This window comes from Sphingomonas faeni (genome assembly GCF_024273235.1).
Taxonomy (GTDB): domain Bacteria; phylum Pseudomonadota; class Alphaproteobacteria; order Sphingomonadales; family Sphingomonadaceae; genus Sphingomonas; species Sphingomonas faeni_A.
Window position 1 is genome coordinate 60,562 of record NZ_JANBVH010000002.1, and the last position, 25,195, is coordinate 85,756.

A 25,195-nucleotide genomic window follows, 5' to 3' on the forward strand; every position below is an offset into this window, starting at 1 on the left:
GTCTAGTTCCCCTGCTGCGCGAGGGGGCCCGCTACCAAGTGCCCGCCGATCCAGGTGCCGGCGGGCTTCAGGTCGGCGGTTAGCGCGACCCAGTCGGCGCGCAATCCGGGGGCGAGCGCGCCGCGTTCGTGGGACAGGCCGAGGAATGCGGCGGGGTAGGTCGCCGCCATCGCCGCTGCGGTCGGCACGTCGGCATGAGTCCGCGCAACGAGGTTGCGGACCGCGCCGGCCATGTCGAGGTCGGAGCCGGCGAGCGTCCCGTCCTCGCCGAAGCACTTGCCGTCCTCGACATGGATCAAGCGCCCCTGAAGGCGGAAATCCTTGTCGACCGCGCCGACCGACGGCATCGCGTCGCTGACCAGCATCAGCCGGTCATTTGGTCGTGCGTTGAGCGCAAGACGCAGCGCGGCGTCGTGGACGTGCAGGCCGTCGGCGATCAGCCCGCAATAGACGTGGCGATCGTCAAGCGCGGCACCGACCACGCCCGGCGCGCGGTGAAGCAGCGGCGACATCGCGTTGAACAGATGCGTGATCCCGGTCAGGCCAGCGCCGACCGCGTCGACGATCGTCTCGTAGTCGGCGTCGGTATGGCCGGCGCTGACGATCACGCCGCCTGCGACCAGCCGTGCGATCGACGCCGCGTCGGTCAGCTCGGGGGCCAGCGTCACCATCACGCGGCCCTTGCGCGGACGGATCAGCAGGTCGATCATGGCATCGTCGAGCAGCCGGAACTTGGCCGGATCGTGGATGCCTTTGCGCGACGGGTTGATCCACGGCCCCTCGATATGCGCGCCGACCACGCCGGGAACGCCGGCGAGGATCGCAGCGTCCATCGCATCGAGAGTCGCCTCGATCACCTCGGGCGTGTCGCTGATCAGCGTCGGCATGAACGCGGTCGTGCCATAGGGCACATGCGCGGCGCCGATCGCGGCGATGCCCTCGACGGTCGGCTGGTCGTTGAGCAGCACGCCGCCGCCGCCGTTGACCTGCGTGTCGATGAACCCGGGGACGAGCCAGCCGCCGCCGAGGTCGATCGCCTCGGACGCGATCCGCTCGAGCGGGGTGATCAACGCGATCCGGTCACCGACGACGCGGATCGTCGCACCGTTCAGCAGGCCGTCGCGCGTGACGACGGTGCCGTTGACGACATGAAACTGGGACTCGCTCATACCGTCTTCGTCACCTTGCTGAGATGCAGCGGCGCGTCGGGGTTGAGCCCGCGACGCAGCGAGAGGGCATTGGCCATGCGGTAGAAGCTCTGGATCATGAGGATCGGCTCGATCGCCGGATGCGCGGTGTAGGCGGCGGGGGCGGTGTCGCCGTTCGCCTTCGCATCGGCGAGGCAGACGCGGGCGCCGCGGGCGGCAAACTCGGCTGCGGCTTCGCGCACACCATCGCCGGCGGCGTCGGAGGTGGCGAATGCGATCAGCGGGAAGCCGTTATTGACGATCGCCATCGGCCCGTGGCGGACTTCGGCGGCGCTGAACGCCTCGGCATGGAGCGCGCAGGTCTCCTTGAGCTTCAACGCGGCTTCCTGCGCGATGCCGTAGCCATAGCCGCGACCGATCACGAACAAATTGTTGGCGTCGGCCAGCGCATCGACCACCGACGTCCAATCCGCCTCGAACGCGCGCGACAGCAGCGTCGGCAGCGTGTCGATCGCCTTGGTCAGCGCGTCGTTCTGCGACCAGGCCGCGGTCAGCGCCGCGAACGCCGCGAGCGCGCAGATATAGGATTTGGTCGCCGCGACCGAGCGCTCCGGCCCGGCCTTCAGCGCGATCATCGTGTCGGCCATCTCGGCGAGCGGCGACGACTCATCGTTGACGAACGCGACGACATGCGCGCCGGCCGTCTGATAGGCGGACACGGTGGCGAGCAGGTCGGGGCTGCGGCCGCTTTGCGATACCGCGATCACCAGTGCGGTGCCGGGCGCCATCGGTGCGGCATAGACCGACGACACCGACGGGGCGGCCGACGCGACCGGCACGCCGAGCAGCGTCTCGATCAGGTATTTGCCATAGGTTGCTGCGTGATCCGACGACCCGCGCGCGCACGTCACGACCACGGCGGGCGGCGCGGCGCGAAGGCGCTCGCCGAGTGCCGCCAGCGCCTCGCGGTTGGCGGCGAGCAGCCGCGCGACGGCGTCGGCGGCTTCGGCGGCTTCGCTGAACATCAGCGTCGGCGTCGACGCAGTGGTAATCTCGGTCACGGTATGCCCCCCGGCCGGCGCCCGTGCGCCGGCGTCAGATGTCGTTGAGTTCGGCGACGAGGTCGTAGGCGTCGCCACGGTAATAGGATTGGGTGAATTCGGCGGCCCGGCCATCGCGCAGGAAGCCGCGGCGTTCGATGAACAGGCCGGCATGGCCTGCATCGACGCCGAGCATCTTGGCATGCTCCGGGCTGAAATGGACTGCGCGCAGGCGTTGCAGCGCGCGGACCGGACGGTTGCCCGCCGCTTCGAGCGCTTCGTACAACGAGTCCTGGACGGCATCGATCGTCGGCAGGCAGTATCCGGCGATCGTCGAATATTCGAGCGCCATCGGCGTGTCGTCGGCGTAGCGGATGCGCTGGAACCGGTACACCGCAGAGCCCGGCGACAGCCCGAGCGACAGCGATTCCTCCGGCGTCACCATGCCGATCGTGCGGTTGACCCACGCGCTGCTGGGCGTCCGCCCGCGCGACTGCATGTCCTCCGAGAAGGACGACAGCTTCGAGAAGCTCTTCTCGACGCGGGTGGCGACGAACGTCCCCGCACCGCGACGACGGGTCAGCAGGCCTTCCTCGACCAGCCCGCCAATCGCCTTCCGCACGGTGATGCGCGACACGTCGTATTCGATCGCAAGATCGCGTTCGGCGGGCAGCGCGTCGTCCTTGGCCAGCACGTTGCGGTTGATCGCATCGCGGATCAGCTGCTGAAGCTGGACATACAACGGCGCCGGATTGCCATCCCGGAACCTGCCAATGCTCGTTGAAAAGGACATGAAGGCGACTTTCGATGATGCCGGAGCGGGCCTCGAAACGAGAATGACCCAGCAACCGATCTTGGATACGTTATGTATTGGTATTGTTCAAGCGGCTTGACCGACCGTGTTACGAAGTACGGCCTTGAGATTTCGTACGCGCGTCGCATCGGTATGGCGGCGCGCGGCCGGAGCAAAGCCGAATTGGCGCTCGCGCGCGGCCGTTGCGGACGTGCCGTCCTCGTCGCTGGACACGACGAGGCTGCCGCAGGACGCATGCACTTCGCCGATGCCGGTCGCGAGGATCTCCGAGACGTTGTCGGAATCGACGCCGCTGCCGGCGAGAATGACGATGCGGCCCGCGGCGCGACGATGCAGCGTGGCCAGCATGGCAAGCCCGTCGATCGCCTTGGGTTGGCCACCCGACGTCAGGACGCGATCGAACCCGAGCGCGATCGCGGCGTCGAGGGCGGCCGGCATGTCGTCGCACAGGTCGATCGCGCGGTGCAGCGTCAGCGACAGCGGCGTACCACGCGCCTTACCCAGGGTGCGGGCATGCGCGACGAGTTCCGCGAGCAGGTCGGTGTCGAGGCTATGATCCTTGCGGCTCGCGCCGATCACGACGCCGGCAAGGCCTGAGTCGCTGGCGGCGGTCATGTCCGCAGCGATCATGGCCGCCTCGCGCGCGGTATAGTGGAAGCCGCCTTCGCGGGGTCTGGCGAGCAGATGGACGGGGATCGGGATGGTCGTCGCGGCGGCGATCAGCGAGGGCGAGGGGGTCAGGCCACCTAGCGCCAGGGCAGCGCACAGCTCGATCCGGTCGCCGCCGCCCGCGACGGCTGCGTCGAGCCCCGCGATATCGTCGACACAGATTTCGAGAGTCATCGGAGGGCCTTCAGCGAACGGTAATAATATTACGTTTGGCCGATCGAATCACGTGCTTCAATCCCCAAAAGCACCGGGGTCGGCAAGAAATGGTATTAGCGGGGCTGGAGCGCCAGCCAGAGAATGGGAGGTCCTTTTCGGTGAAACTGGACCTCAAGATACTGTGATATAACCATAAAGCAGATTTGGCGGCCGGGCACCTGATTGGTAACCAAACTGTAATTTCCGATGGATTCCACAAACAAATTGGTTATACGGTTGTCTTGCCAAGCTGCTCACATAGTAACCAAAACAGTACCAAGCGGCGGGTGATCAAAGGGGCGCGGCATGCGTCGGGGTGGCGCTGCGGCGCCAAAGGGAAGGGGCTTTGACAATGAATTTCCGTAAGCAGATTTTGTTGGCTTCGAGCGCAGTCGTCCTCGTCGCCCTAACGCCAGGCGCGTTCGCGCAGGTCGCCGCGCCGTCGGCAGATCCCGTCGCCGTGCCATCGGCCGATGCCGCCGCAGCACCGCAAGCTGCAACGCCGACCGCGCCCGTCGCCGACGAAACCGGCGAAGACATCGTCGTCACCGGTATCCGCGGCAGCCTGCGCAGCGCGATTGCGGTCAAGCGTCAGGCCAACGCGATCGTCGACGTCATCAGTGCCGAGGCGATCGGCAAGTTCCCCGACCGCAACGTTGCCGAATCCCTGTCGCACGTTCCCGGCGTCAGCATCGATCGTCGCTTCGGCGAGGGCGAGAAGGTCGCGATCCACGGCACCGACCCGGCGCTCAACCGCATGCTGCTCGACGGCCACGCGGTCGCCTCGGCCGACTGGGGCGGCAACGACAACGATCCGACCAGCCGGACCTTCAACTATTCGCTGCTCGCGCCCGAACTCGTCGAGCGCCTCGAAGTCTACAAGTCGCCCGAGCCACGCATCGAGGAAGGCAGCATCGGCGGAACGGTCATCGTCCGCACGCGGCGTCCGCTCGACACGCCCGCCAACTCGATCTTCGCGTCGGGCGGCTATTCGTACAACGACCGTGCCGACAAGGGTAACGTCCGCGCGTCGGGCCTGTACAGCTGGCACAACGAAGGCGGCACGTTCGGCGTGCTCGGCGCCGTCACCTACGACAAGCAGAACCTGACCCGCGCCGGCGTGGAATTCTTCGGCTTCGAGAATGCCGGCGACCGCTTCTTCCAGAAGGATGCGAACAACGCGCTGGTCCTCGACGCGAGCGGACAGCCGGTTCTGAAGAACCCGAATGCGACGGTCACCGGCGGCACGCGCCAGGATCTCGCCAATGCGGTGTCGCCGTTCGGCATCAACTACGCGTATTTCACGCAGCAGCGTAAGCGCATCAGCTATGTCGGCACGGTCCAGGCCAAGCCGACCGACGACATCACGCTGACGCTCAACGGCCTGCATATCGACGGCAACTACAACAACAGCAGCCAGTCGATGTACGTCATTCCCGGCGCATGGAGCGGCGACGTTCTCCAGTCGGCGACGATCGCGAACGGCGTCGTCACCAATGCGAGCTTCGGTGCGGCCTCGGCGAACAGCCAGAGCGCGCAGCTCGACCTGCTGATCCGCAAGACCAAGCTGACCACCGACAACCTCAACTTTGTCGGCGAATGGGAAGGCCCGGGCGGCTCGAGCGTGTCGGCGACGGCCGGCTGGAGCAAGGCGATCGGCGGGCGCAATCCCGAATATCTGCTCGATGTGCGGACCGACCTTCCGTACAGCTATGGCTTCACCTCGGACAGCGCGAACGTCGATTATGTCGGCGACCTGACCAACCCCGCCAATTATCGCCGCAGCAACAGCCCGCAGCTCCAGACGATCGACGGCGCGCCGGTGATCGTCAACGGCACGCAGTTGAACGCCGCGCGCGCCGGCGGCATCGATTTCTCCAAGACGATCGATCGCGATTATTACGCGGGGTATGACGCAGTCATTCCGTTCGAGGCGGGGCCGTTCAAGGAAATCCGCATCGGCGGCAAGTTCACCGATCACCGCAACCGCCTGAACGCGAGCGGCTTTAACAACTACTCGACGTCGAACTACACGCTGGCCAGCCTCGGCGTCGACACGATGACGACGCCGAACGGCACGTTCGACGGCACCGGCGGCACCGGCAACGCGACCCAGTACATCAACCTGTCGCAGCAGACGGTGATCGACATCCTCGCCAATTCGGTGAACGTCGCCGTCGCCAAGCCGACCGCCTCGTACATCGTCGACGAGACGGTCGCGGCAAACTACGTCCAGCTGAACTTCGACCAGAGCGGCTTCCGCGGCAACATCGGCGGGCGTCTGGTCTATACCAAGAACGTGTCGAACTATGCCAACCAGGTCTCCAGCACCGACGGCAGCCTGCCGACGATCGTCCCGCAGCGGGTCGAGAACGACTATCTGAAGTTCCTGCCGAGCCTGAACGTCGCTTACGAAGCGGGCACGCACCTGATCTTCCGCGGCAGCGTCGCCAAGGTGATCGCACGCCCGCGCTACGAACAGCTCGGCGGATCGGTCGGTCGCAACGACATCACGCTGGATGCGAGCGGCGGCAATCCGAACCTGAAGCCGTACCAGTCGACCAACTACGAACTGTCGGCGGAATACTACCCGCGCGAAGGGACGCTGTTGTCACTCGAACTGTTCCGTCGCGAGGTGAAGGACTACATCCTCAACGGCCTCAGCCGCCAGACGTTCTTCAACGAGCTGACGCAGAGCAACGCATCCTATCTCGTGTCGCAGCCGCTCAACGGCGGCAACGCGAACGTGAACGGTGCGCTGGTCTCGGCACAGGGTGAGATCTGGCACGGCTTCGGCCTGCAGGCGAACTACTCCTACGCCGAGAGTTCGACCGACGAGGGGCTGAACCTGCCCTATCTGTCGAAGCACACCGTCAACGTGATCCCGTATTACGAGAACGGGCCGTTCCAGGCGCGCCTGAGCTATAACTACCGGTCGTCGTATTTCCGCGCGATCGGCCGCCTGAACTCGATCGACATGGTCGCGCCGTACAGCCAGCTCGATTTCTCGGCAGGCTTCAACCTGACCAAGGCGGTCACGCTGACGGTCAACGCACAGAACCTGCTCGACTCGACCTACATCCAGTATAGCGGCTCGCGTGATCGGCCGACGGCGTTCTACAAGAACGGCCGCACGTACGTCGCGTCGGTATCGTTCAGGATGTGAACCACGGGGCGCGCCGGGAGACCGGCGCGCCCTCCTCTTCGACGCCCTTGTTGGCGCCCTCTTTGATGGAAGCACACCGCCACGCATGATATCGGGACAGATCAGGACAGGGTTGCAGCGGATCGGGCAGTGGGGTGTCGGGTTCGCCTCGGCCGTCCTGATGCTGGTGCCGCTATTGGTGCCGTTGCCCGCCGCGGCGGAGCGGATCGACCTCGATGCGGGGTGGAGCTTCTGGCTGGCGAAGGATGCGCCGGCTGATCCAGCATGGCTGAAAGCCGATCCTGCGGGGGCGGAAAGCGTCGTTGTTCCGCATAGCTGGCCGCTGTCGCGCGGTGCGGGTGCCGAGGGCGTCGGCTGGTATGCGCGGACTCTGGTGGTGCCGGAGGCGATCGTCGGCAAGCATCTCGAACTGCATTTCGACGCGGTGTTCTACGCGGCGCGCGTGTGGGTGAACGGGACGCTCGTCGGGAGCCATGAGGGCGGTCATACCGCGTTCGATCTCGACGTCTCGAAGGTGTTGAAGCCGGGCGCGAACCGGATCGTCGTGTCTGCCGACGATCGGCCGGGGTTTGCGACGATTCCGGGCTATGCGATGCGTCTCCAGGGTTCGGGGAACGTCTGGTACGACTGGTGGCATAGCGGCGGGATCACACGCGACGTGTCGCTGCGGATCGCCGAGGGCGGGCTGATCCGCCGCCAGCGGATTCGCCAGGTTTTGCGCGCCGATAGCGCGACCGTCACCAGCGGCGTCGCGATCGAGAATATCGACGCGAAGACGCATACCTACGGACTGACGACGATCGCGATCGATCCGGACGGCCGCGAGGTTGCGCGCGCTTCCAAGAGCGTGACGGTGGCCGCGTCTTCGGCGGCGACGCCCGACGCTGCGCTGACGATTGCCAAGCCGCAGCGGTGGCAGATCGGTGCGGGGAAGCTGTACCGGATCGTCGTCGAGTTGCGCGACGAGAAGGGCGTGGTGCTCGACCGGCGCGAGGATACGATAGGCCTGCGCACGCTCGCGCTCCGCGACCGGCGGCTATACGTCAATGACGTCGCGGTGCGCCTCACCGGCGTGACGCGGCACGAGGATTCGCCGTGGGAGGGTGCCGCTGAAACGCGCGGGACGATCCTGCACGATATGCGCGATCTCGCCGCGCTGCATGTGACGCTGACGCGGCCGGTGCATTATCCGCAGCCGCAGAGCGTGTTCGATGCCGCCGACCGCGCGGGCATGCTGCTGATCCCCGAAATCCCGATCTGGCAGATGACCGCGGCGCAGTTGGGCGATCCGCGGCTGCTGGTCCGCGCCAAGGCGATGATGGCCGAGATGATCGCCGAGAGCGGCAATCACCCGAGCGTCCTCGCGTGGAGCATCATGAACGAGAGCGAGGCCGCGACGCCGCAGGGGCTCGCGTTCGTGAAGGCCATGAAGGCGCATATCAATGCGATCGATCCCGGCCGGTTCGTGACCTTCGCGGATTCCGAGATCGCGATCCGGCCGGTCCGCGTGCCCGCACTGGTCGAGGCCGATTTCGTCATGGCCAACGCCTATTTCGGCACCTGGAGCGGCGCGGCGTCGGGCGTCGGTCCGTGGCTCGACGCGTTCGGCAAGGCCTATCCCGACCGGATGCTCGTCATCTCCGAGTTCGGCTGGCCCGGACCGTTCTCGAAGGACAGCGCGAGCGCGGACGTGGCGCGCACCGAAAACCTCAAGGATCAGCTCGCGGCGTTCGCGACGCGGCCGTGGGTCGGTGGCGCGATCTTCTGGAGCTATTCGGATTACCGCTCGAACAAGAACCTGTTTGCGGGGCTTGCGGACGGCTATGTCGATCACGGTCTGGTCGATCCCGATCGCCAGCGCCGGCCGAGCTATTTCGCCTGGGAAGCCGCCAACCGCGCGGTCTCGGCGACCGTCGACCTGACGATGGCGGGGGAAACGCCGACGGGCTTCACCGCGACCGTCGCCGGCCCGGCGAAGGATGCGTTGCCGTCCTATCCGCTGATCGGTGCGCGCCTCCACTGGCGCGCGATGGGCGGCGACCGCGTGCTGCTGGGCGAGGGCGAGGAGGCACTGCCGGTGATCGCGCCGGGTGGCACGGCGAAGGTTTCCGCGTCGTGGGCGGGTCGTCTTTCGCCCGTCACCGTGACGGTCGATATCCTGACCGCGGAGGGCGCGCGCGCCGGCGGCGTCGTCCGCGACTATGAACCGTTCAAGGCGGGGTCGGCCGCCTATCCGCCCGATCCTGCGCAATTGCCGAAGGCTCCTTCATGATCCGTTTCCGCCCGCTCGCATTCGCGCTGTTGATGACGTCCACCGCGGCGCTGGCTGACGAGCCGAAGCTGATCCCGATGCCGGCCTCGGTGGAAACCGGGACGGGCACGCTGACGATCGGCGGAGGGGCAGGGATCGTCGCGACCGATGCGGGGGCGAAGACGGCGGCGCGGTTGCTGGTGCAGCAGGTGAAGGTCGTGCGCGGGCTGACGCTGGCGGGCGACGCGGGCGCTGGGCCGATCCGGTTCGTGCGGGATGCGGGCGTCGCGGGCGACGAAGCCTATGTGCTGACCATCGACACGAACGGCGTGACGATCGCGGCGAGCGGCGATGCCGGCCTCGTCCACGGCGCGATGACGCTGGCGCAGTTGCTCAGCCCCGATGCGGCGATCGGCAAGCCGGTCACGCTGGCGGCGATGACGATCCGCGATACGCCGCGCTTCAAGTGGCGCGGGCTGATGATCGATCCGGCGCGGCATTTCGTGCCGATGGCAACGTTGTACGCCATGGTCGATCAGCTCGCGGCGCAGAAGATGAACGTGCTGCATCTCCACCTGACCGACGATCAGGGCTGGCGGATGGAGATCAAGCGCTATCCCGATCTGACGCGGATCGGCGCCTGGCGGACGCCACCGTCGAGCGGCGGCGCGCCGGGGCCGAAGGTCGGTGGATTCTACACGCAGGCCGAGCTGAAGGCGCTGGTCGCCTATGCGAAGGATCGCGCGATCACGGTGGTTCCCGAGATCGACCTGCCGGGGCATGCGCAGGCGGCGGTGGCGTCCTATCCGGCGGAGGTCGGCGTGCTCGGCGATCGTCCCGCGGTCAGCCACGACTGGGGCGTGAACCCGTGGCTGTTCAGCCCGGAGGACCGCAGCATGACCTTCATCAAGCATGTGCTCGACGAATTGATGGAGGTGTTCCCGTCGCAGTTCATCCATCTCGGCGGTGACGAGGCGGTGAAGGACCAGTGGGAGCGGTCGCCCGCGGTGCAGGCCAAGATGAAGGCGCTTGGCCTCAAGACCGAGATGCAGATGCAGAGCTGGATGATCGACCAGCTCGGCGCGTATCTGGCGAAGCACGGCCGCCGCATGATCGGGTGGGACGAGATCCTGGAGGGCGGTTTGCCGCCGTCGGCGTCGGTGATGTCGTGGCGCGGCGAGAAGGGCGCGGTCGAGGCCGCCAATCAGGGCCACGACGTGGTGCTCAGCCCCGCGCCGACGCTGTATCTCGACAGCCTGCAGAGCACGCGTGGCGACGAGCCGGCGGGGCGGATCTCGGGCGGCGATGCGATCGTGACGCTCGCCGATCTCTACAAGTACGAGCCCGAGCCGAAGGGCCTTGCACCCGACAAGGCGCAGCATGTGATGGGCGCGCAGATCAACGCGTTCAGCGAATATTTCGTGACGCCCGAACAGTTGCAGCACGCGACGTTCCCGCGGCTGTCGGCGCTGGCCGAGCGGACATGGTCGCCGAAGACCACGCAGGATTATGCAGCCTTCGTCGCGCGGCTGGAGCCTCAGATGGGGCGGTATGCGCGGGCCGGGATCGCGGCGGCGGACAGCGCTTTCGCGGTCGACTTCGCGGTGCAGGGCACGCGCGGCGATGCGCTGCGGGCGCGCAAGGTGCCGGTCACGCTGGCGACGCAGGCGGGCTATGGCACGATCCGCTACACGCTCGATGGCAAGGAACCGACCGCGCGGTCGAAGGCCTATGCGTCGCCGCTGTCGCTCAATCCTGGCGTGGTCGTTCGCGCGGCTGCGTTCACGAGCGATGGGCGCCCGACCGCGGTGCCGCGGCTGTTCGAGACGAGCCGTGCCGCGCTGTTGCGCCGGTCGAATTCGGAGATGGTCGCGTGTCCGGGCGGCTCGCTCAACCTGCGGGTACCGCTGACCGCGGAGGCGACCGCGCTGGCACCGGTGTACAACATCAACATCTTCGACTCGTGCACGATGTATCCGGCCGCGCCGCTCGACGTGGCGCGCGGCTTCAGCGTCGATGTCGCGCGGCTCGCCCGGCACTACGGGCTGGCGCACGATGCGAGCAAGCTGGTGCCGCATTATGCGGTGACGACGTACGGCGAACTCGTCGTGCGCGCGGGCGGCTGCAAGGGGACGATCGCGGCGACCTTCCCGCTGCCCGACCCGGCGACGAGCGCCAACCGCATGACGTTCCGCGGCAAACTTCCCGAGGGGAAGGGCGACGCCGACCTTTGCCTGCAATTTACCCAGTCGCTCGAGTCACCGATCTACGCGGTGGAATCGATGCAGCTGACGGAGACGAACTGATGCGTTGGACTGTACTTCTCCTGCTCGCGAGCGCCGCCACCCCCGTCTGGGCCGCACCAAGTACCAGCGTCGTGCTCGACAGCGGCTGGTCGATGCGGATCGATCCGGCCGACACGGCTGCGGCCAAGGCGCATCCCAAGGCGGCACGCTGGCTGCGCGCGACCGTGCCCGGCAGCGCGCAGACCGACCTGATGGCGGCGAAGATCGTGCCGGATCCGTACAAGGGTCTGAACGAGGCGAAGATCCAGTGGGTCGGGCTGACCGACTGGCAGTATCGCACGACCTTGCGGATGACCGCCGAACAGCTCGCGCGCGATCATGTCGACCTCGTGTTCGACGGGCTGGACACGTTTGCCGAGGTGCGGCTGAACGGGACGAAGCTGCTCGCCGCGGACAACGCGCATCGGCGCTGGCGGGTGCCGGTCAAGGCGGTGCTGAAGCCGGGTGCGAACGACCTGCTGATCACCTTCCGCTCGCCGATCCGCACGTTGCAGCCGATGGTATTGAAGACCGCGCACCCGCTGCCCGGCGAATATGATTCGATCTATGGCGACGAGCCGATGGGCAAGCAGACCTCGCCCTATATCCGCAAGCCGAAATACCAATATGGCTGGGACTGGGGCCCCCGGATCGTCACGCAGGGCATCTGGCGTCCCGCGCGGATCGAGGCGTGGGACGACGCGCGGATCGAAGCATTCCGCGTGACGCAGGAAGCGCTGACCAAGACCGAGGCGCGGTTGTCCGCCGAACTCGACGTTGTCGCGGGCGAGGAGCGTCCCGTCACCGTGCAGGTCGCGGTGACCGGGCCCGATGGTCAGGTGACACAGGCGGCGCGCACCGTCACCATCGCGGCGGGCGCGAGCCATGTCGCGGTGCCGGTGAGCATCGCCAATCCGCAGCGCTGGTTCCCCGCGGGCTACGGCGCGCAACCGCTCTATACGGTCAAGGCGACGCTGACCGACGGAACCACGACGATCGACACCGCACAGCGCCGCACCGGCCTGCGCACGGTCGAGTTGCGCCGCGAGAAGGATGCGCAGGGGCGCGGGTTCGCGTTCGTGGTCAACGGCATTCCGGTGTTCGCCAAGGGCGCGAACCTGATCCCGTTCGACATGTTCCCCGCGCGCGTGCCGGAAAGCCAGATCCGCACCGTCATGGCCGGCGCGCGCGATGCCAACATGAACATGATCCGCGTGTGGGGCGGCGGCTATTATCTCGACGACGCGTTCTACGACATCGCCGACCAGATGGGCTTGATGGTGTGGCAGGACTTCATGTTCGGCGGCTCGATCACGCCCCCCGACCGCGAGTTCCGCGAGACCGTCCGGATCGAGGCGGAGGAACAGGTCGACCGGCTCCAGGCGCATCCCTCGATCGTGATGTGGGCGGGCAACAACGAAGTGCTCAGCGGCTGGGCCAACTGGTCCGACCGGATCGCGTACAAGAAGGCGGTCGGCGCGGACGAGCAGGAACGGATCGGCGTCGGCATGGCGGTGATCTTCGACCGCGTGCTGCGCGACGCCGCCGAGCGCCGCGATCCCGATGCGGTGTACTGGCCGGGCTCGCCGAGCAGTAATTACGAGGACAAGCCCGACATCGATGGCGATGGCGACCGGCATTACTGGGACGTCTGGGGCGGCAAGAAACCGGTCGAGGCCTATCTCGACAGCTGCCCGCGCTTCATGTCCGAATACGGCCTGCAGTCGATGCCCGAGATGAAGACGATCCGGACGTTTGCGACCGATGCCGACTTCTCGCCGACCTCGCCGGTCATGAAGGCGCACCAGAAGTTCCTCAAGGGCGAGGGCAACGATCGGCTGCTGTTCTACATCCGCGAGAAATACCGCGAGCCGCGCGACTTCGCCGAGTTCGTGTATCTCAGCCAGGTGATGCAGGCCGAGGGGATCGAACTCGCCGCGCTGCACCACCGTGCGTGCCGGCCGGTAACGATGGGGTCGCTGTTCTGGCAGATCAACGACGTCTGGCCGGGCGCGTCATGGGCCAGCATCGATTATTACGGTCGCTGGAAGGCGCTGCAATTCCGGGCGCGGCATTTCTATGCGCCGCTGGCGATTGCCGCCGAGCGCAAGGACGGGTCGACCAAGGTCAGCCTGATCTCCGACGCGACGACGCCGACCGAGGCGGTGTGGCGGATGCGGGCGCTCGATGTCGATGGGAAGGTTCTTGCGACGACCGAGACGCCGGCGACGTTGCCGCCGTTGTCCGCAACGGCGGTGGCGACGCTGCCCGATGCGACGCTGTTCGCGGGCGGCGATTCGGCGCGGACGATCGCGGTGGCGGAGTTGCTGGTGGATGGCCGCGTGACGTCGCGCGTGCTGGTATCGGCAGCGCCGAAGACGATGACGCTGCCCGATCCAGGACTGACCGCGACATGGGAGACCAATCGCCTGACACTGACCGCGACCAACCTGGCCCGCGCGGTATGGCTCGACTTCGGCAAGGTCGAGGCGACGCCGTCGGACAATGCGTTCGATCTGCTGCCGGGGGAGAGCGTTACGGTGACTGTAGCGTCCAAGGCGTCCGCGGCGGCGCTGAAACGCGCGCTGACGATCCGGACACTGGCCGGGCAAGTCGTTCCCAAGTGATCCGCGTCGGTCGAATCCTGCTGGTCGTGATCGGCCTGGCGATGGCGGCCCCGGCGCTGGCCGAGCCCACGGCGGGCCCCGCGGCGGGGCCGATCACGCGCGTGCTGGACACCGGATGGGAGGTTCGCCTCGCACCGGGCGATGCCAACGCGGCCGCGCACAAGGCGGCGACGCGCTGGTTGCCCGCGCGCGTGCCGGGATCGGTGCAGACCGACCTGCTCGCCGCGCACCTGCTCGCCGATCCGTGGGTCGGCGAGGGCGAGCGTGCCGCGCAATGGGTCGGGCTGTCCGACTGGCAGTATCGGACCGTCTTCACGCTGGATCCGGCGATGCTGGCGCGGGCGAATGTCGATCTCGCCTTCGACGGGCTCGACACGTTCGCGACCGTCCGCGTCAACGGGACGGCCGTGCTCCGCGCCGACAACATGTTCCGCAGTTGGCGGGTCCCGGCCAAGGCGCTGCTGAAGCCTGGTCGCAACGTCATCGAGATCGATTTCGAATCGCCGATCCGCAAGCTCCTGCCGCGCGCGCTGGCCGAGAAGGTGCCGTTGCCGGGCGCCTATGACAGCGCGTTCGGCGACGAGCCGAAGGGCCGCCAGACCGCCAATTACGTGCGCAAGGCGGCCTATCATTACGGTTGGGACTTCGCGCCGCGGATCGTCACGATCGGCGTCGGCAAGCCGGTCCGGATCGAGGCGTATGACGGCCTTCGGCTCAGCGACTTCCATGTCGCGCAGGTGCATCTCGACGACAGCGTCGCGGTGCTCGATGCGACGGTGGAGATCGACGCCGCGACGCCGCGCACCGTCGACGTGCGCGTGGATATCGCCGGCCCCGATGGCACGACGCAACGGCTCGACCGTCGCGTGACTCTGTTCGCGGGGGTGAACCCGGTCGTGCTGCCGGTCCGGATCGAACGCCCGCGACGCTGGTGGCCGGTCGGGTACGGCAAGCCCGATCTGTACGCGGTCACCGCGACGGTCACCGAGGCGGGGCGCGTGCTCGGCACCGCGACGCACGATATCGGCCTGCGCACCGTCGAACTGCGCCGCGATACCGATCGCTGGGGGCGCGGCATGGCGTTCGTGATCAACGGCGTGCCGATCTTCGCCAAGGGCGCGAATCTCGAGCCCGCCGACAGCATCGCGTCGCGCGTCCCCGCGGCGCGCACCAATGCGGTGCTGGAGGCGGCGGTCGCGGCGAACATGAACATGCTGCGGATCTGGGGTGGCGGCTATTATCCCGACGATGCGGTGTTCGCCAAAGCCGACCGGCTGGGGCTGATGCTGTGGCAGGATTTCATGTTCGGCAACGCGCTGCCCGCCAACGACGCCGCGCTGCGCGAGAGCACGCGGCTGGAGGCGATCGATCAGGTCCGGCGGCTTCGCGACCACCCCTCGCTGGTGATCTGGAACGGCAATAACGAGGTCCAGACCGGGTGGGACAATTGGAGCGACCGCAAGGCCTTCGCGCGTGCGCTCGGGCCGGACGGGCAGGAGGCGTTCGGCGCGCATCTCCGCCGGTTGTTCGACAAGGATCTGCGCGCGGTCGTCAACACGCTGTCGCCGACCACGCCCTATTGGGGCGGTTCGCCGACCACCGATTATGACGGCATCTCCGAAGTGAAGACCGATGGCGACGTGCATTACTGGGATGTCTGGGCGCGCTCGCCGCTCGAGGATTACCTGACCACCGAAAACCGCTTCATGTCCGAATTCGGGCTGCAATCGATGCCCGGCCTGCGCACCACGCGCGAAATGCTGGGATCGCGTCGCCCGGAGGACATGCCGGTCCAGATCGCCGGCAGCGCGTATGACAGCGGCAAGGGCAATGGCCGCATCCTCGGCTATATCCGCGCCGACTACGGCGAGCCGAAATCGTTCGTCGACTATATCTATCTGTCGCAACTGCTTCAGGCGGAGGGCCTGGAGATGGCGGTGATCCATCAGCGCGCATCGCGTCCGCAGAACATGGGCACGCTGTACTGGACGCTCAACGACAGCTGGCCCGGACTGATCAACTCGATCTGGGCGGGGCAGGCCTGGGGCAGTATCGACTTCCACAATCGCTGGAAGGCGAGCCATTACCGCGCCCGGCGTTTCTATGCGCCGGTCACGATCGGTGCGCAGCACATCAAGGGCAACACCGTCGTCACGCTGATCTCCGACAAGCGCGAGGCGTTCCCCGCGCGCTGGCGCCTGCGGGTGATCGACCGCGACGGAACGCTGCTGTCGGAACGCGGCGGGGCGGTCGATGCGGCGCCGCTCGCGGCGATGTCGCTGGGCAAGTTCGCCGATGCCGACCTGCTCGGCAAGGCGGATCCGTCGCGGACCTTCGCGGTGGCGGACGTGACCGTGGATGGCACGATCGTCGCGCGGCAGTTCGTCTATTTCGCCAAGGCGAAAGACGTCGCGCTGGTCGATCCCGCGCTGAAGGCGACCATCGTTTCGAGCCCCGGCGGCTATACGCTGACCGTCTCGGCCACGTCGCTCGCGCGGGGCGTCTGGATCGACTTCGGCGATTGCGACGCGACGCTGTCCGACAATGCCTTCGACCTCGCCGCCGGCGACACCGTGACGATCTCTGTCCGCTCCGATGCATCGCTCGCGACGCTTCAACACGCCCTCTCTGTCCGCAGCCTGTTCGGCGCGACCGTCCCGACCAAGGCCACATCATGATCCGCACCGCGCTTTTCGCTTCCCCGCTTGCCGCCCTGCTCGCCACGTCCGCGCTCGCGCAGACGGTCGATCCGGCGGTGCGGAGCATGACGCTCGACGAGAAGGCGGCGCAGTTGCAGAGCGTCGCGCCGGCGATCCCGCGGCTGAATCTGCCCGCGTATGATTACTGGAACGAGGGGCTGCACGGGCTCGCGCGCAACGGCGTGGCGACGGTGTTTCCGCAGGCGATCGGGCTGGCCGCGACATGGGACGAGGCGCTGCTGCGGCGCGTCGGCGATGTCGTGTCGACCGAGGCGCGGGCGAAGTCCAATGCGCTGCCGGCGGGCGACCGGACGCGCTATCAGGGGCTGACGATCTGGTCGCCCAACATCAACATTTTCCGCGATCCGCGTTGGGGGCGGGGGCAGGAGACCTATGGCGAGGATCCGTATCTGACGGGTAGGCTCGGCGTCGCGTTCATCGGCGGGTTGCAGGGGCCGGATCTCGCGCATCCGAAGGTGATCGCGACGCCGAAGCATCTTGCCGCGCATAGCGGGCCAGAGGCGGGGCGCGACGGGTTCGACGTCGATATCTCGCCGCATGACCGCGAGGCGACGTTCCTGCCGGCGTTCCGGATGGCGCTGACCGAGGGCAGGGCGCTGTCGACGATGTGCGCGTATAATTCGATTCACGGGGTCCCCGTGTGCGCTTCGGAGCCTCTGCTGACCGAGACGGTGCGGAAGCAATGGGGCTTCAAGGGGCTGATCGTGTCGGACTGCGATGCGGTCGGGAATATCGCGAACTACCATTATTATCGACCCGATAATGCGAGCGGATCGGCGGCGGCGATTTCCGCTGGCATGGATTTCAACTGCGGGAAGACCTACGCGGCGCTCGGCGATGCGGTGCGGCGGGGGCTGGTGCCCGAGGCGACGATCGACGCGAGTTTGACGCGGACGTTTGCGGTGCGGCGTATGCTCGGTGGGGCGTTCGAGGCGACGAGCCCGTGGGACAGGATCAAGCCGAGCGAGTTCGATACGCCTGCGCACCGTGCGCTGGCGCTGGAAGCGGCGCGGAAAGCGATGGTGCTGGTCCAGAACAACGGCGTGCTGCCGCTGAAACCGTCGGCGAAGATCGCGGTGATCGGGCCGAATGCCGACAGCGTCGATGTGCTGGAGGCGAATTATCACGGTACCGCGGCCGCGCCGATCACGCCGTTGGCGGCGCTGCGCAAATCGTTTGAGGGGGTGCGCTATGCGCAAGGGTCGAGCATCGCCGAGGGCGTGCCGGTCCCGGTGCCCGACACTGCGCTGTCGCTGCGCGGCGAATATTTCCGAGGGAGCGACTTCGCGGGGGCGCCGGTGGTGCGCGCGGATCGGTTGATCGACTTCGACTGGGACCGCACCGCGCCGGCGCCGGGGATCGATCCGGCGTCGTTCTCGGTGCGCTGGACGGGGACGATCACCGCGCCGGCCGCGGGCGACTATGTGTTCCGGCTCGACGTGCCGCGCTGTTTCGACTGCAAGGGGCATGATCCGTCGCGATTGTGGATCGACGACAAGCTAATCGCCGACGACGATGGCAGCGGCAAGAATGTCGAGGCGCCGGTGACGCTGACCGCGGGCGCGCATTCGATCCGCGTCGAGCTGGCGCATAGCGGCGAGGATCAGGGGCTGCGGCTGACCTGGACCGCACCCGCCGATGCGCAGGTCGCGGAAGCCGTTGCCGCGGCGAAGGATGCCGACGCGATCGTCGCGTTCGTCGGGCTGTCGCCCGCGGTCGAGGGCGAGGCGTTGCAGATCGAGGTGGCCGGGTTCTCGGGCGGCGATCGGACCGATATCGGGCTTCCCGCCGCGCAGGTGCGGTTGCTCGAAGCCGCCAAGGCGACGGGCAAGCCGCTGGTGGTCGTGCTGATGACCGGCAGCGCGGTCGCGATGACCTGGGCGAAGGCGCATGCCGACGCGATCCTGGTCGGCTGGTATCCGGGACAGGCTGGCGGGCAGGCGATCGCCGATACGCTGACGGGGATGAGCAATCCGGGCGGGCGACTGCCGGTGACGTTCTACGCGAAGACGCGCGATCTGCCCGCGTTCATCGACTACAACATGCGCGAGCGGACCTATCGGTATTTCACGGGCACGCCGCTCTGGGGCTTCGGCCACGGGCTGAGCTATACGCAGTTCGCCTATGCTGCACCCAAATTGCTGCGCAGCACGATCGCGGCAGGTGAGAGCTTTACGGTCGAGGTGCCGGTGAAGAACACGGGAAAGGTCGCGGGCGACGAGGTGGTGCAGGCGTATCTGGTGCCGCCCGAGCCGGCGGTAAAGCCGCGCTTCAACGATCCCGTGCTGCAACGCCAGCTCGTCGGGTTCAGGCGCGAGACAGTGAAGCCGGGTCAGACCACTCGTGTGGCATTTACGATCGATCCTCGCGGCATGAGCAGCGTCGATGCGGCGGGCAATCGTCGTGTCGTGCCGGGCGAATACCGGCTGCATATCGGCGGCGGCCAGCCCGGCGACGGGCCGGGCGTCGAGACCGTCTTCACCGTGACGGGAACCAAGGATTTGCCGAAATGATTGATCGCCGGATGCTCATTGCGGGCGCTGCGGCGCTCGGTGTCGCGGGACCGTTGCGGGCGGCTACGCCAACGTTCGTCAGCAAGCGCCCGAAGCCTGGCGATCGTCGCTACACCAGCCGCGCGGTGGAGGCGGAGATCGCGCGCGTTTCCGCGAAGATCGCCGATCCCGAACTCGCCTGGATGTTCGGCAATTGCTATCCGAACACGCTCGACACGACGGTGTTCATGGGCGCGGTCGACGGCAAGCCCGATGCGTTCGTCATCACCGGCGATATCGACTGCATGTGGCTGCGCGACAGCTCGGCGCAGGTCCATCCGTATTTGCCGCTGGCCAAGCGCGATCCGGCGCTGCGGCAATTGTTCCGCGGGCTGATCGCGCGGCAGGCGCGGTGCATCCTGATCGATCCGTACGCCAACGCGTTCATGCACGACCCCTCGGCAAAGACCGATCTGAGCTGGTCGCTGACCGACGACACGGTGATGAAGCCGGGCGTCGGCGAGCGGAAGTGGGAGATAGATTCGCTCTGCTACCCGATGTGGATCGCGCATGCCTATTGGCAGGCGACCGGCGACACCGCGCCGTTCGATGCGCTGTGGGCCGACGGCGCGCGCGCGTCGATCCGGACGTTCCGCGAGCAGCAGCGCAAGGACGGGCCGGGGCCGTATCGCTTCCGCCGGTCGTCGCCGATCGTCGGCGAGAGCATGGCGCTCGACGGCTATGGGCCGCCGTCGCGACCGGTCGGGCTGATCCATTGCGGGTTCCGGCCTTCGGACGATGCGTGCGTGCTCCCGTTCCTGATCCCGTCGAACATCTTCGCGGTCCGCGCGCTGCGCCAGTTGGCGGAACTCGCGACGCGCGCCCGACCCGACGCTGCGCTGGCGGCGGATGCGACCGCGCTGGCCGACGAGGTCGAGGCGGCGTTGCGGTTGCACGGGCTGACCAAGGGTCCGGACGGCCAGCCGGTCTGGGCATACGAGGTCGATGGCTATGGCAACGCGATCTTCATGGACGACGCCAATGTGCCGAGCCTGTCGGGGCTGGCGTATCTCGGCGCGGTGAAGGCCGACGATCCGCTCTGGCGGCGCACGGCGGCGCGCGCGTGGAGCAAGGACAACGCGTATTTCTTCACCGGCAAGGCGGCGGAGGGAATCGGGAGTCCGCATACCGGCCTGCGCGAGATCTGGCCGATGTCGATCGTGATGCACGCGCTGAACGCGCTCGAGACCGGCGATGACGCGACCGTCGCGCGGTCGCTGGCCGCGCTGAAGGCGACGCATGGCGGCACCGGGTTCATGCATGAATCCTTCAGCCAGGACGACGGCGCGAAGTTTACGCGGTCGTGGTTCGCCTGGGCCAACGGGCTGTTCGGCGAACTGATCGTCGACATCGCCGCCAAACGCCCCGCCCTTCTCGGAGCCCCCGCATGACCATTTCCCGCCGTTCGCTTCTCGCCGGGAGCGGTGCGCTCGCGCTGACCGCGCGCGTCACCTTCGCCGCCCCGCTGCGCACCACGGCCGCTCCCGATCTGTTCGTCGGGACCGGTGGTCACGGCCACACCTATCCGGGTGCGACGCTGCCTTTCGGGATGGTGCAGCTGAGCCCCGACACCGATGTCGAGCGCTGGGATGCGTGTTCGGGGTATCACCGCACCGACACGTCGATCATGGGGTTCAGCCATACGCATCTGTCGGGCACCGGGATCGGTGACATGCTCGACGTGCTGGTAGTGCCGACGCGGGGCAAGGTGCAGCTGGTTCCGGGGACGCTCACCGATCCCGATGCGGGGTATCGCCAGCGCTTCTCCGCCGAACATGCCGAGCCGGGATATTACCGCGTGACGCTGGAATCGGGCGTGCGGGCGGAGCTGACCGTGACCGAGCGGACCGGCATCCAGCGCCATGTCTTCCCCTCGGGCGCGGGGCATATCCTGATCGATCTGTCGCACCTGATCCTCGACAAATGGGATCACGGCGTGCTGATCGACGATGCGTCGCTGGACGTGGACGCGACCGGCATGCTGACCGGCAGCCGGCGCGTGTTCCGCTGGGCGAAGGGGCGGCGCATCCACTTCGCGATGCAGCTGTCGCGGAAACCCGACCGGATCGTGTTCTACGGCGATGGCGACGTCGCGCAGGGAGCGGGCGCCAAGGGCGTCGCGGGCAAGCGCGTCAAGGCGGTGCTGCATTATGACGACGCCGGCGCTGCGCCGATCGTGATCCGCACCGGCATCTCCGCGGTCGACGTCGCGGGCGCGCGCAAGAACCTGGCGGCCGAGGCGCGGCATTGGGATTTCGATCGCTACCGTGCCGATGCCTCCAAGCGCTGGGCGCCGGCACTCGCCGCCGTCAGTGTCGAGGGTGGTACGCCGGCGCAGCGCACGATCATGGCGAGCGCGCTGTACCACGCACAGCTTGCGCCGACGCTCTTCTCGGATGTCGATGGGCGCTATGTCGGGCTCGACCGCAAGGTGCACAGCGTCACGGGGAAGGACCGCGCGTACAGCTCCTATTCGATGTGGGACACGTATCGCGCGCTGCATCCGCTGCTGACGCTGATCGAACCCGAGCGGACCGCGGAGCTGGTCGGCGACCTGATCCGGCAGACGCAGCAGAGCCCGTACGGCCCGCCGGTCTGGCCTTTGCAGGGCGTCGAGACGGGATGCATGATCGGCTGGCATTCGGTGTCGGTGATGGCCGAGGCGCGCGCGAAGGGCGTACCCGCGAACTATGCCGCGGCGTGGCCGAACGTGCGCCGCCGCTCGTTCGATTTCGCGATGCCGACGATGGACAACAGCCTGGGGGTCAAGCCGTACGACACGCTGGGCTATGTGCCCGCGGACACGGTGTTCGAGTCGGTCTCGCGCACGCTCGAATATGCGTATGACGATTACGCGTCGGCGCATCTGGCGGATGCCGCGGGCGCGACTGCCGAGGCTGCGCGGTTGCGCAAGCGGAGCGGGAACTGGCGCAACGTGTTCGACGCGTCGATCGGGTTCGCGCGGCCGAAGCTCGAGAACGGTACATGGACCACACCGTACGATCCGATCGCGCTCGGCCATTCGTCGAAGTGGCGCGATTATACCGAGAGCAATGGCTGGCAGGCGACGTTCCTCAACCAGCACGATATCTACGGCCTGATCGCGGCGATGGGCGGCGATGCGAAGTTCGAGCAGAAGCTCGACGGCCTGTTCAACGCGCCGTCGATCCTGCCGAAGGATGCGCCGCCCGACATCAGCGGGCTGGTCGGGCAATATGCGCATGGCAACGAGCCTAGCCACCACGTCGCCTATATGTACGCCTATTGCGGCGCGGCTTGGAAGACGCAGGCGATGGTCCGGCGGCTGCTGACCGAGATGTACAAGGACGATCCCGACGGCATCATCGGCAACGACGATTGCGGGCAGATGAGCGCGTGGTTCGTGCTGAGCGCGCTTGGGCTGTATCCGGTCGATCCGGTGAGCGCGAACTATGTGCTCGGCTCGCCGCTGTTCGATCGGGCGGAGATGCGCGTTGGCAAGGGCAGGACGCTGGTCGTCGAGGCACGCGGCAATGCGGCGGACCGGCCTTACGTGCAGTCGGTGACGTGGAACGGCCGGCCTTGGACGAAGAGCTGGATCGCGCATGCCGATATCGTGCGCGGCGGTCGGCTCGTGTTCGAGATGGGCGACACGCCCAATCGTGATTTTGGCCGCGCGCCTGCCGATCGGCCGCCAGCAACCACCGGAGTTTCGCGATGACGTTAGACCTGAACCGCCGCGTGTTGATCGCCGGTACGCTCGCTACCGCCGCTGCTGGCCGGGCGGGTGCCGCTGCCCCGGTCGGTGCGCCCAAGCCCTGGGGGGCGACGCCGAGCGTCCGCCAGCTCGCGTGGCACAAGCGCGAGCGCTACGGCTTCGTCCACTTCACGCTGAACACCTGGACCGACAAGGAATGGGGCTATGGCGACGAGGACCCCAAGCTGTTCGACCCTACCGCGTTCGACCCGGACCAGATCGTCGCGGCGGCGAAAAGCGCGGGGCTGACCGGCCTCGTCCTGACCGCCAAGCACCATGACGGCTTCTGCCTCTGGCCGACCAAACTCACCGAGCATTGCATCCGCAACAGCCCGTACAAGGGCGGCAAGGGCGACATCGTCCGCGAACTGGGCGACGCGTGCCGGCGCGGCGGGATATCCTACGGGCTGTATCTGTCGCCCTGGGATCGCAACCGAGCCGATTACGGCACGCCTGCGTATATCGACTATTTCCGTGCGCAGCTGACCGATCTCTGCACCAATTACGGCGAATTGTTCGAAGTGTGGTTCGACGGCGCGAACGGTGGCGACGGCTATTATGGCGGCGCGCGCGAGGCGCGGAAGATCGATGCGCCGAAATATTACAACTGGCCGTCGATCATTGCGCTGGTCCATAAATTGCAGCCGATGGCGTGCACCTTCGATCCGCTCGGCGCGGATATCCGCTGGGTCGGCAACGAGGACGGGCGCGCGGGCGATCCGTGCTGGCCGACGATGCCGAACCATCCGTACGTCCAGAGCGAGGGCAATTCCGGCGTGCGCGGGGCGCCGCTATGGTGGCCGGCGGAGACCAACACGTCGATCCGTCCGGGCTGGTTCTATCATGCCGACGAGGATCTGCAGGTGAAGTCGCCGCAGCGGCTGATGCAGTTCCACGACGAGTCGGTCGGGCGTGGCACCAACATGATGCTCAACCTGCCGCCCGATCGCCGCGGGCTGATCGCCGAGCCCGATCTCGCGTCGCTGAAATCGTTCGGCGATGCGTTGCGGGCGAGCTTTGCGACCGATCTGGCGAAGGGCGCGGTGGCGAGCGGACCGTCGCGTGGGGGCCGGTTCGCACCGGCCAACGTGCTCGACGGCAATCCCGAGACCTATTGGAGCACGCCCGATGCGATGAAGACGCCGTCGCTGGTGCTCGATCTGCCACCGGGACGCCGCTTCGACCTGATCCGGATCCGCGAGGCGCTGGCGCTCGGCGTGCGCGTGACGAAGTTCGCGATCGATGTAGCGGACGCCAAGGGCGCGTGGCGCGAGGTCGCGGTGCACGAGTGCATCGGTGCGCAGCGGATCATCCGCCTGCCCGAGCCTGTCACGGCGCGGCGCCTGCGGTTGCGGATCGTCGAGGCGCCGGCATGCCCGGCGATCACCGAGCTGTCCCTGTTCCTGAGCGTCGCGCCGGTCGCGGTCGTCGCATCGCAGGCGGTGGGTAACAAGATCATCTCGAAGACCGGGTGGACGATCGCCGGGGCGACGCAAGGCGGTTCGGCGTCGCTCGATCCCGCCAAGGCGATGTCGCTGGCCGGTGCAATGAAGCCGCCGCTGGCCGGCGCCGAGGCGGTGCTCGACGACGACCTCGCCACCGTCTGGACGACGCCCGCGCCGACGCAGACCAGCCCGGTCATCCTGATGATCGACATGGGCAAGGCGGAGGACGTCGCCGGGTTCAGCCTGACCCCGACCCGCCACGCGCTGCCCGACGCGGGCCCGCCGGGGCGCTACCGCGTCGAGACGAGCGTCGACGGCAAGATCTGGACGCCGGCCGAAGAGGGGGAATTCGGCAACATCGCCTATGCCCGCGCGACGCAGCGCATCACCTTCGCAAAGGCGCGGCAGGCGCGGTATCTGATGCTGGGCTTTACGCGGGTGGCGACGGATCAGCCGAAGATGGCGATTGCGGGGATCGGGGCCTTCCGGCCCTGACTGCTAATCTCGATCCTCCCCCGCAAGGGGGAGGTGTCGCCGAAGGTGACGG

13 protein-coding genes are annotated in these 25,195 nt (G+C 67.4%); 9 read left to right on the top strand and 4 right to left on the bottom strand.

The genetic code is table 11. From position 1 onward, the window contains the following. Positions 1-2: 2 nt before the first annotated feature. The 4 genes from nagA to NLI89_RS01295 form a co-directional block, all read right to left on the bottom strand. Entirely contained in the window at positions 3-1,169 is a 1,167-nt protein-coding gene (gene nagA / locus NLI89_RS01280) for an N-acetylglucosamine-6-phosphate deacetylase (RefSeq protein ID WP_254685343.1), read from the bottom strand. After that, entirely contained in the window at positions 1,166-2,173 is a 1,008-nt protein-coding gene (locus NLI89_RS01285) for an SIS domain-containing protein (RefSeq protein ID WP_254685449.1), read from the bottom strand. Before NLI89_RS01285 ends, nagA begins: the two co-directional genes overlap by 4 nt. Positions 2,174-2,243: 70 nt before the next feature. Then, positions 2,244-2,981: a GntR family transcriptional regulator gene (locus tag NLI89_RS01290; RefSeq protein ID WP_254685344.1), complete on the bottom strand. Its 738-nt coding sequence runs from the start codon at positions 2,979-2,981 to the stop codon at positions 2,244-2,246. An 87-nt stretch (positions 2,982-3,068) separates the two neighbouring features. Continuing rightward, on the bottom strand, positions 3,069-3,845 hold the full coding sequence (locus tag NLI89_RS01295) for a copper homeostasis protein CutC (RefSeq protein ID WP_254685345.1): 777 nt from the start codon (positions 3,843-3,845) through the stop codon (positions 3,069-3,071). Positions 3,846-4,218: 373 nt separating this feature from the next. Here NLI89_RS01295 and NLI89_RS01300 point away from each other — a divergent pair, with 373 nt between their 5' ends. The 9 genes from NLI89_RS01300 to NLI89_RS01340 all read left to right on the top strand — a co-directional run bounded on the left by NLI89_RS01300 (position 4,219) and on the right by NLI89_RS01340 (position 25,143). After that, on the top strand, positions 4,219-7,032 hold the full coding sequence (locus tag NLI89_RS01300; protein WP_254685346.1) for a TonB-dependent receptor: 2,814 nt from the start codon (positions 4,219-4,221) through the stop codon (positions 7,030-7,032). Between the two features lie 85 nt (positions 7,033-7,117). Next, positions 7,118-9,304 (top strand): glycoside hydrolase family 2 protein, encoded by a 2,187-nt coding sequence (locus tag NLI89_RS01305; RefSeq protein WP_254685347.1) that lies wholly within the window; start codon positions 7,118-7,120, stop codon positions 9,302-9,304. Then, positions 9,301-11,589, top strand: a complete 2,289-nt coding sequence (locus NLI89_RS01310) for a beta-N-acetylhexosaminidase (protein WP_254685348.1) — start codon at positions 9,301-9,303, stop codon at positions 11,587-11,589. The genes NLI89_RS01305 and NLI89_RS01310 overlap by 4 nt, the downstream gene beginning before the upstream one ends. Continuing rightward, positions 11,589-14,195, top strand: a complete 2,607-nt coding sequence (locus tag NLI89_RS01315; protein WP_254685349.1) for a beta-mannosidase — start codon at positions 11,589-11,591, stop codon at positions 14,193-14,195. Before NLI89_RS01310 ends, NLI89_RS01315 begins: the two co-directional genes overlap by 1 nt. Beyond that, complete coding sequence (locus NLI89_RS01320; protein WP_254685350.1) at positions 14,192-16,873, top strand: beta-mannosidase; 2,682 nt, start codon at positions 14,192-14,194, stop codon at positions 16,871-16,873. Before NLI89_RS01315 ends, NLI89_RS01320 begins: the two co-directional genes overlap by 4 nt. After that, complete coding sequence (locus tag NLI89_RS01325; protein WP_254685351.1) at positions 16,870-19,428, top strand: glycoside hydrolase family 3 protein; 2,559 nt, start codon at positions 16,870-16,872, stop codon at positions 19,426-19,428. Before NLI89_RS01320 ends, NLI89_RS01325 begins: the two co-directional genes overlap by 4 nt. Continuing rightward, positions 19,425-20,858, top strand: coding sequence for a glycoside hydrolase family 125 protein (locus tag NLI89_RS01330; RefSeq protein WP_254685352.1), 1,434 nt, complete (start codon positions 19,425-19,427; stop codon positions 20,856-20,858). Before NLI89_RS01325 ends, NLI89_RS01330 begins: the two co-directional genes overlap by 4 nt. Continuing rightward, entirely contained in the window at positions 20,855-23,167 is a 2,313-nt protein-coding gene (locus tag NLI89_RS01335) for a GH92 family glycosyl hydrolase (RefSeq protein WP_254685353.1), read from the top strand. Before NLI89_RS01330 ends, NLI89_RS01335 begins: the two co-directional genes overlap by 4 nt. After that, the gene (locus tag NLI89_RS01340) at positions 23,164-25,143 is read left to right on the top strand and encodes an alpha-L-fucosidase (protein ID WP_254685354.1); all 1,980 of its coding nucleotides are present in this window, start codon (positions 23,164-23,166) and stop codon (positions 25,141-25,143) included. Before NLI89_RS01335 ends, NLI89_RS01340 begins: the two co-directional genes overlap by 4 nt. Positions 25,144-25,195: the final 52 nt, after the last annotated feature.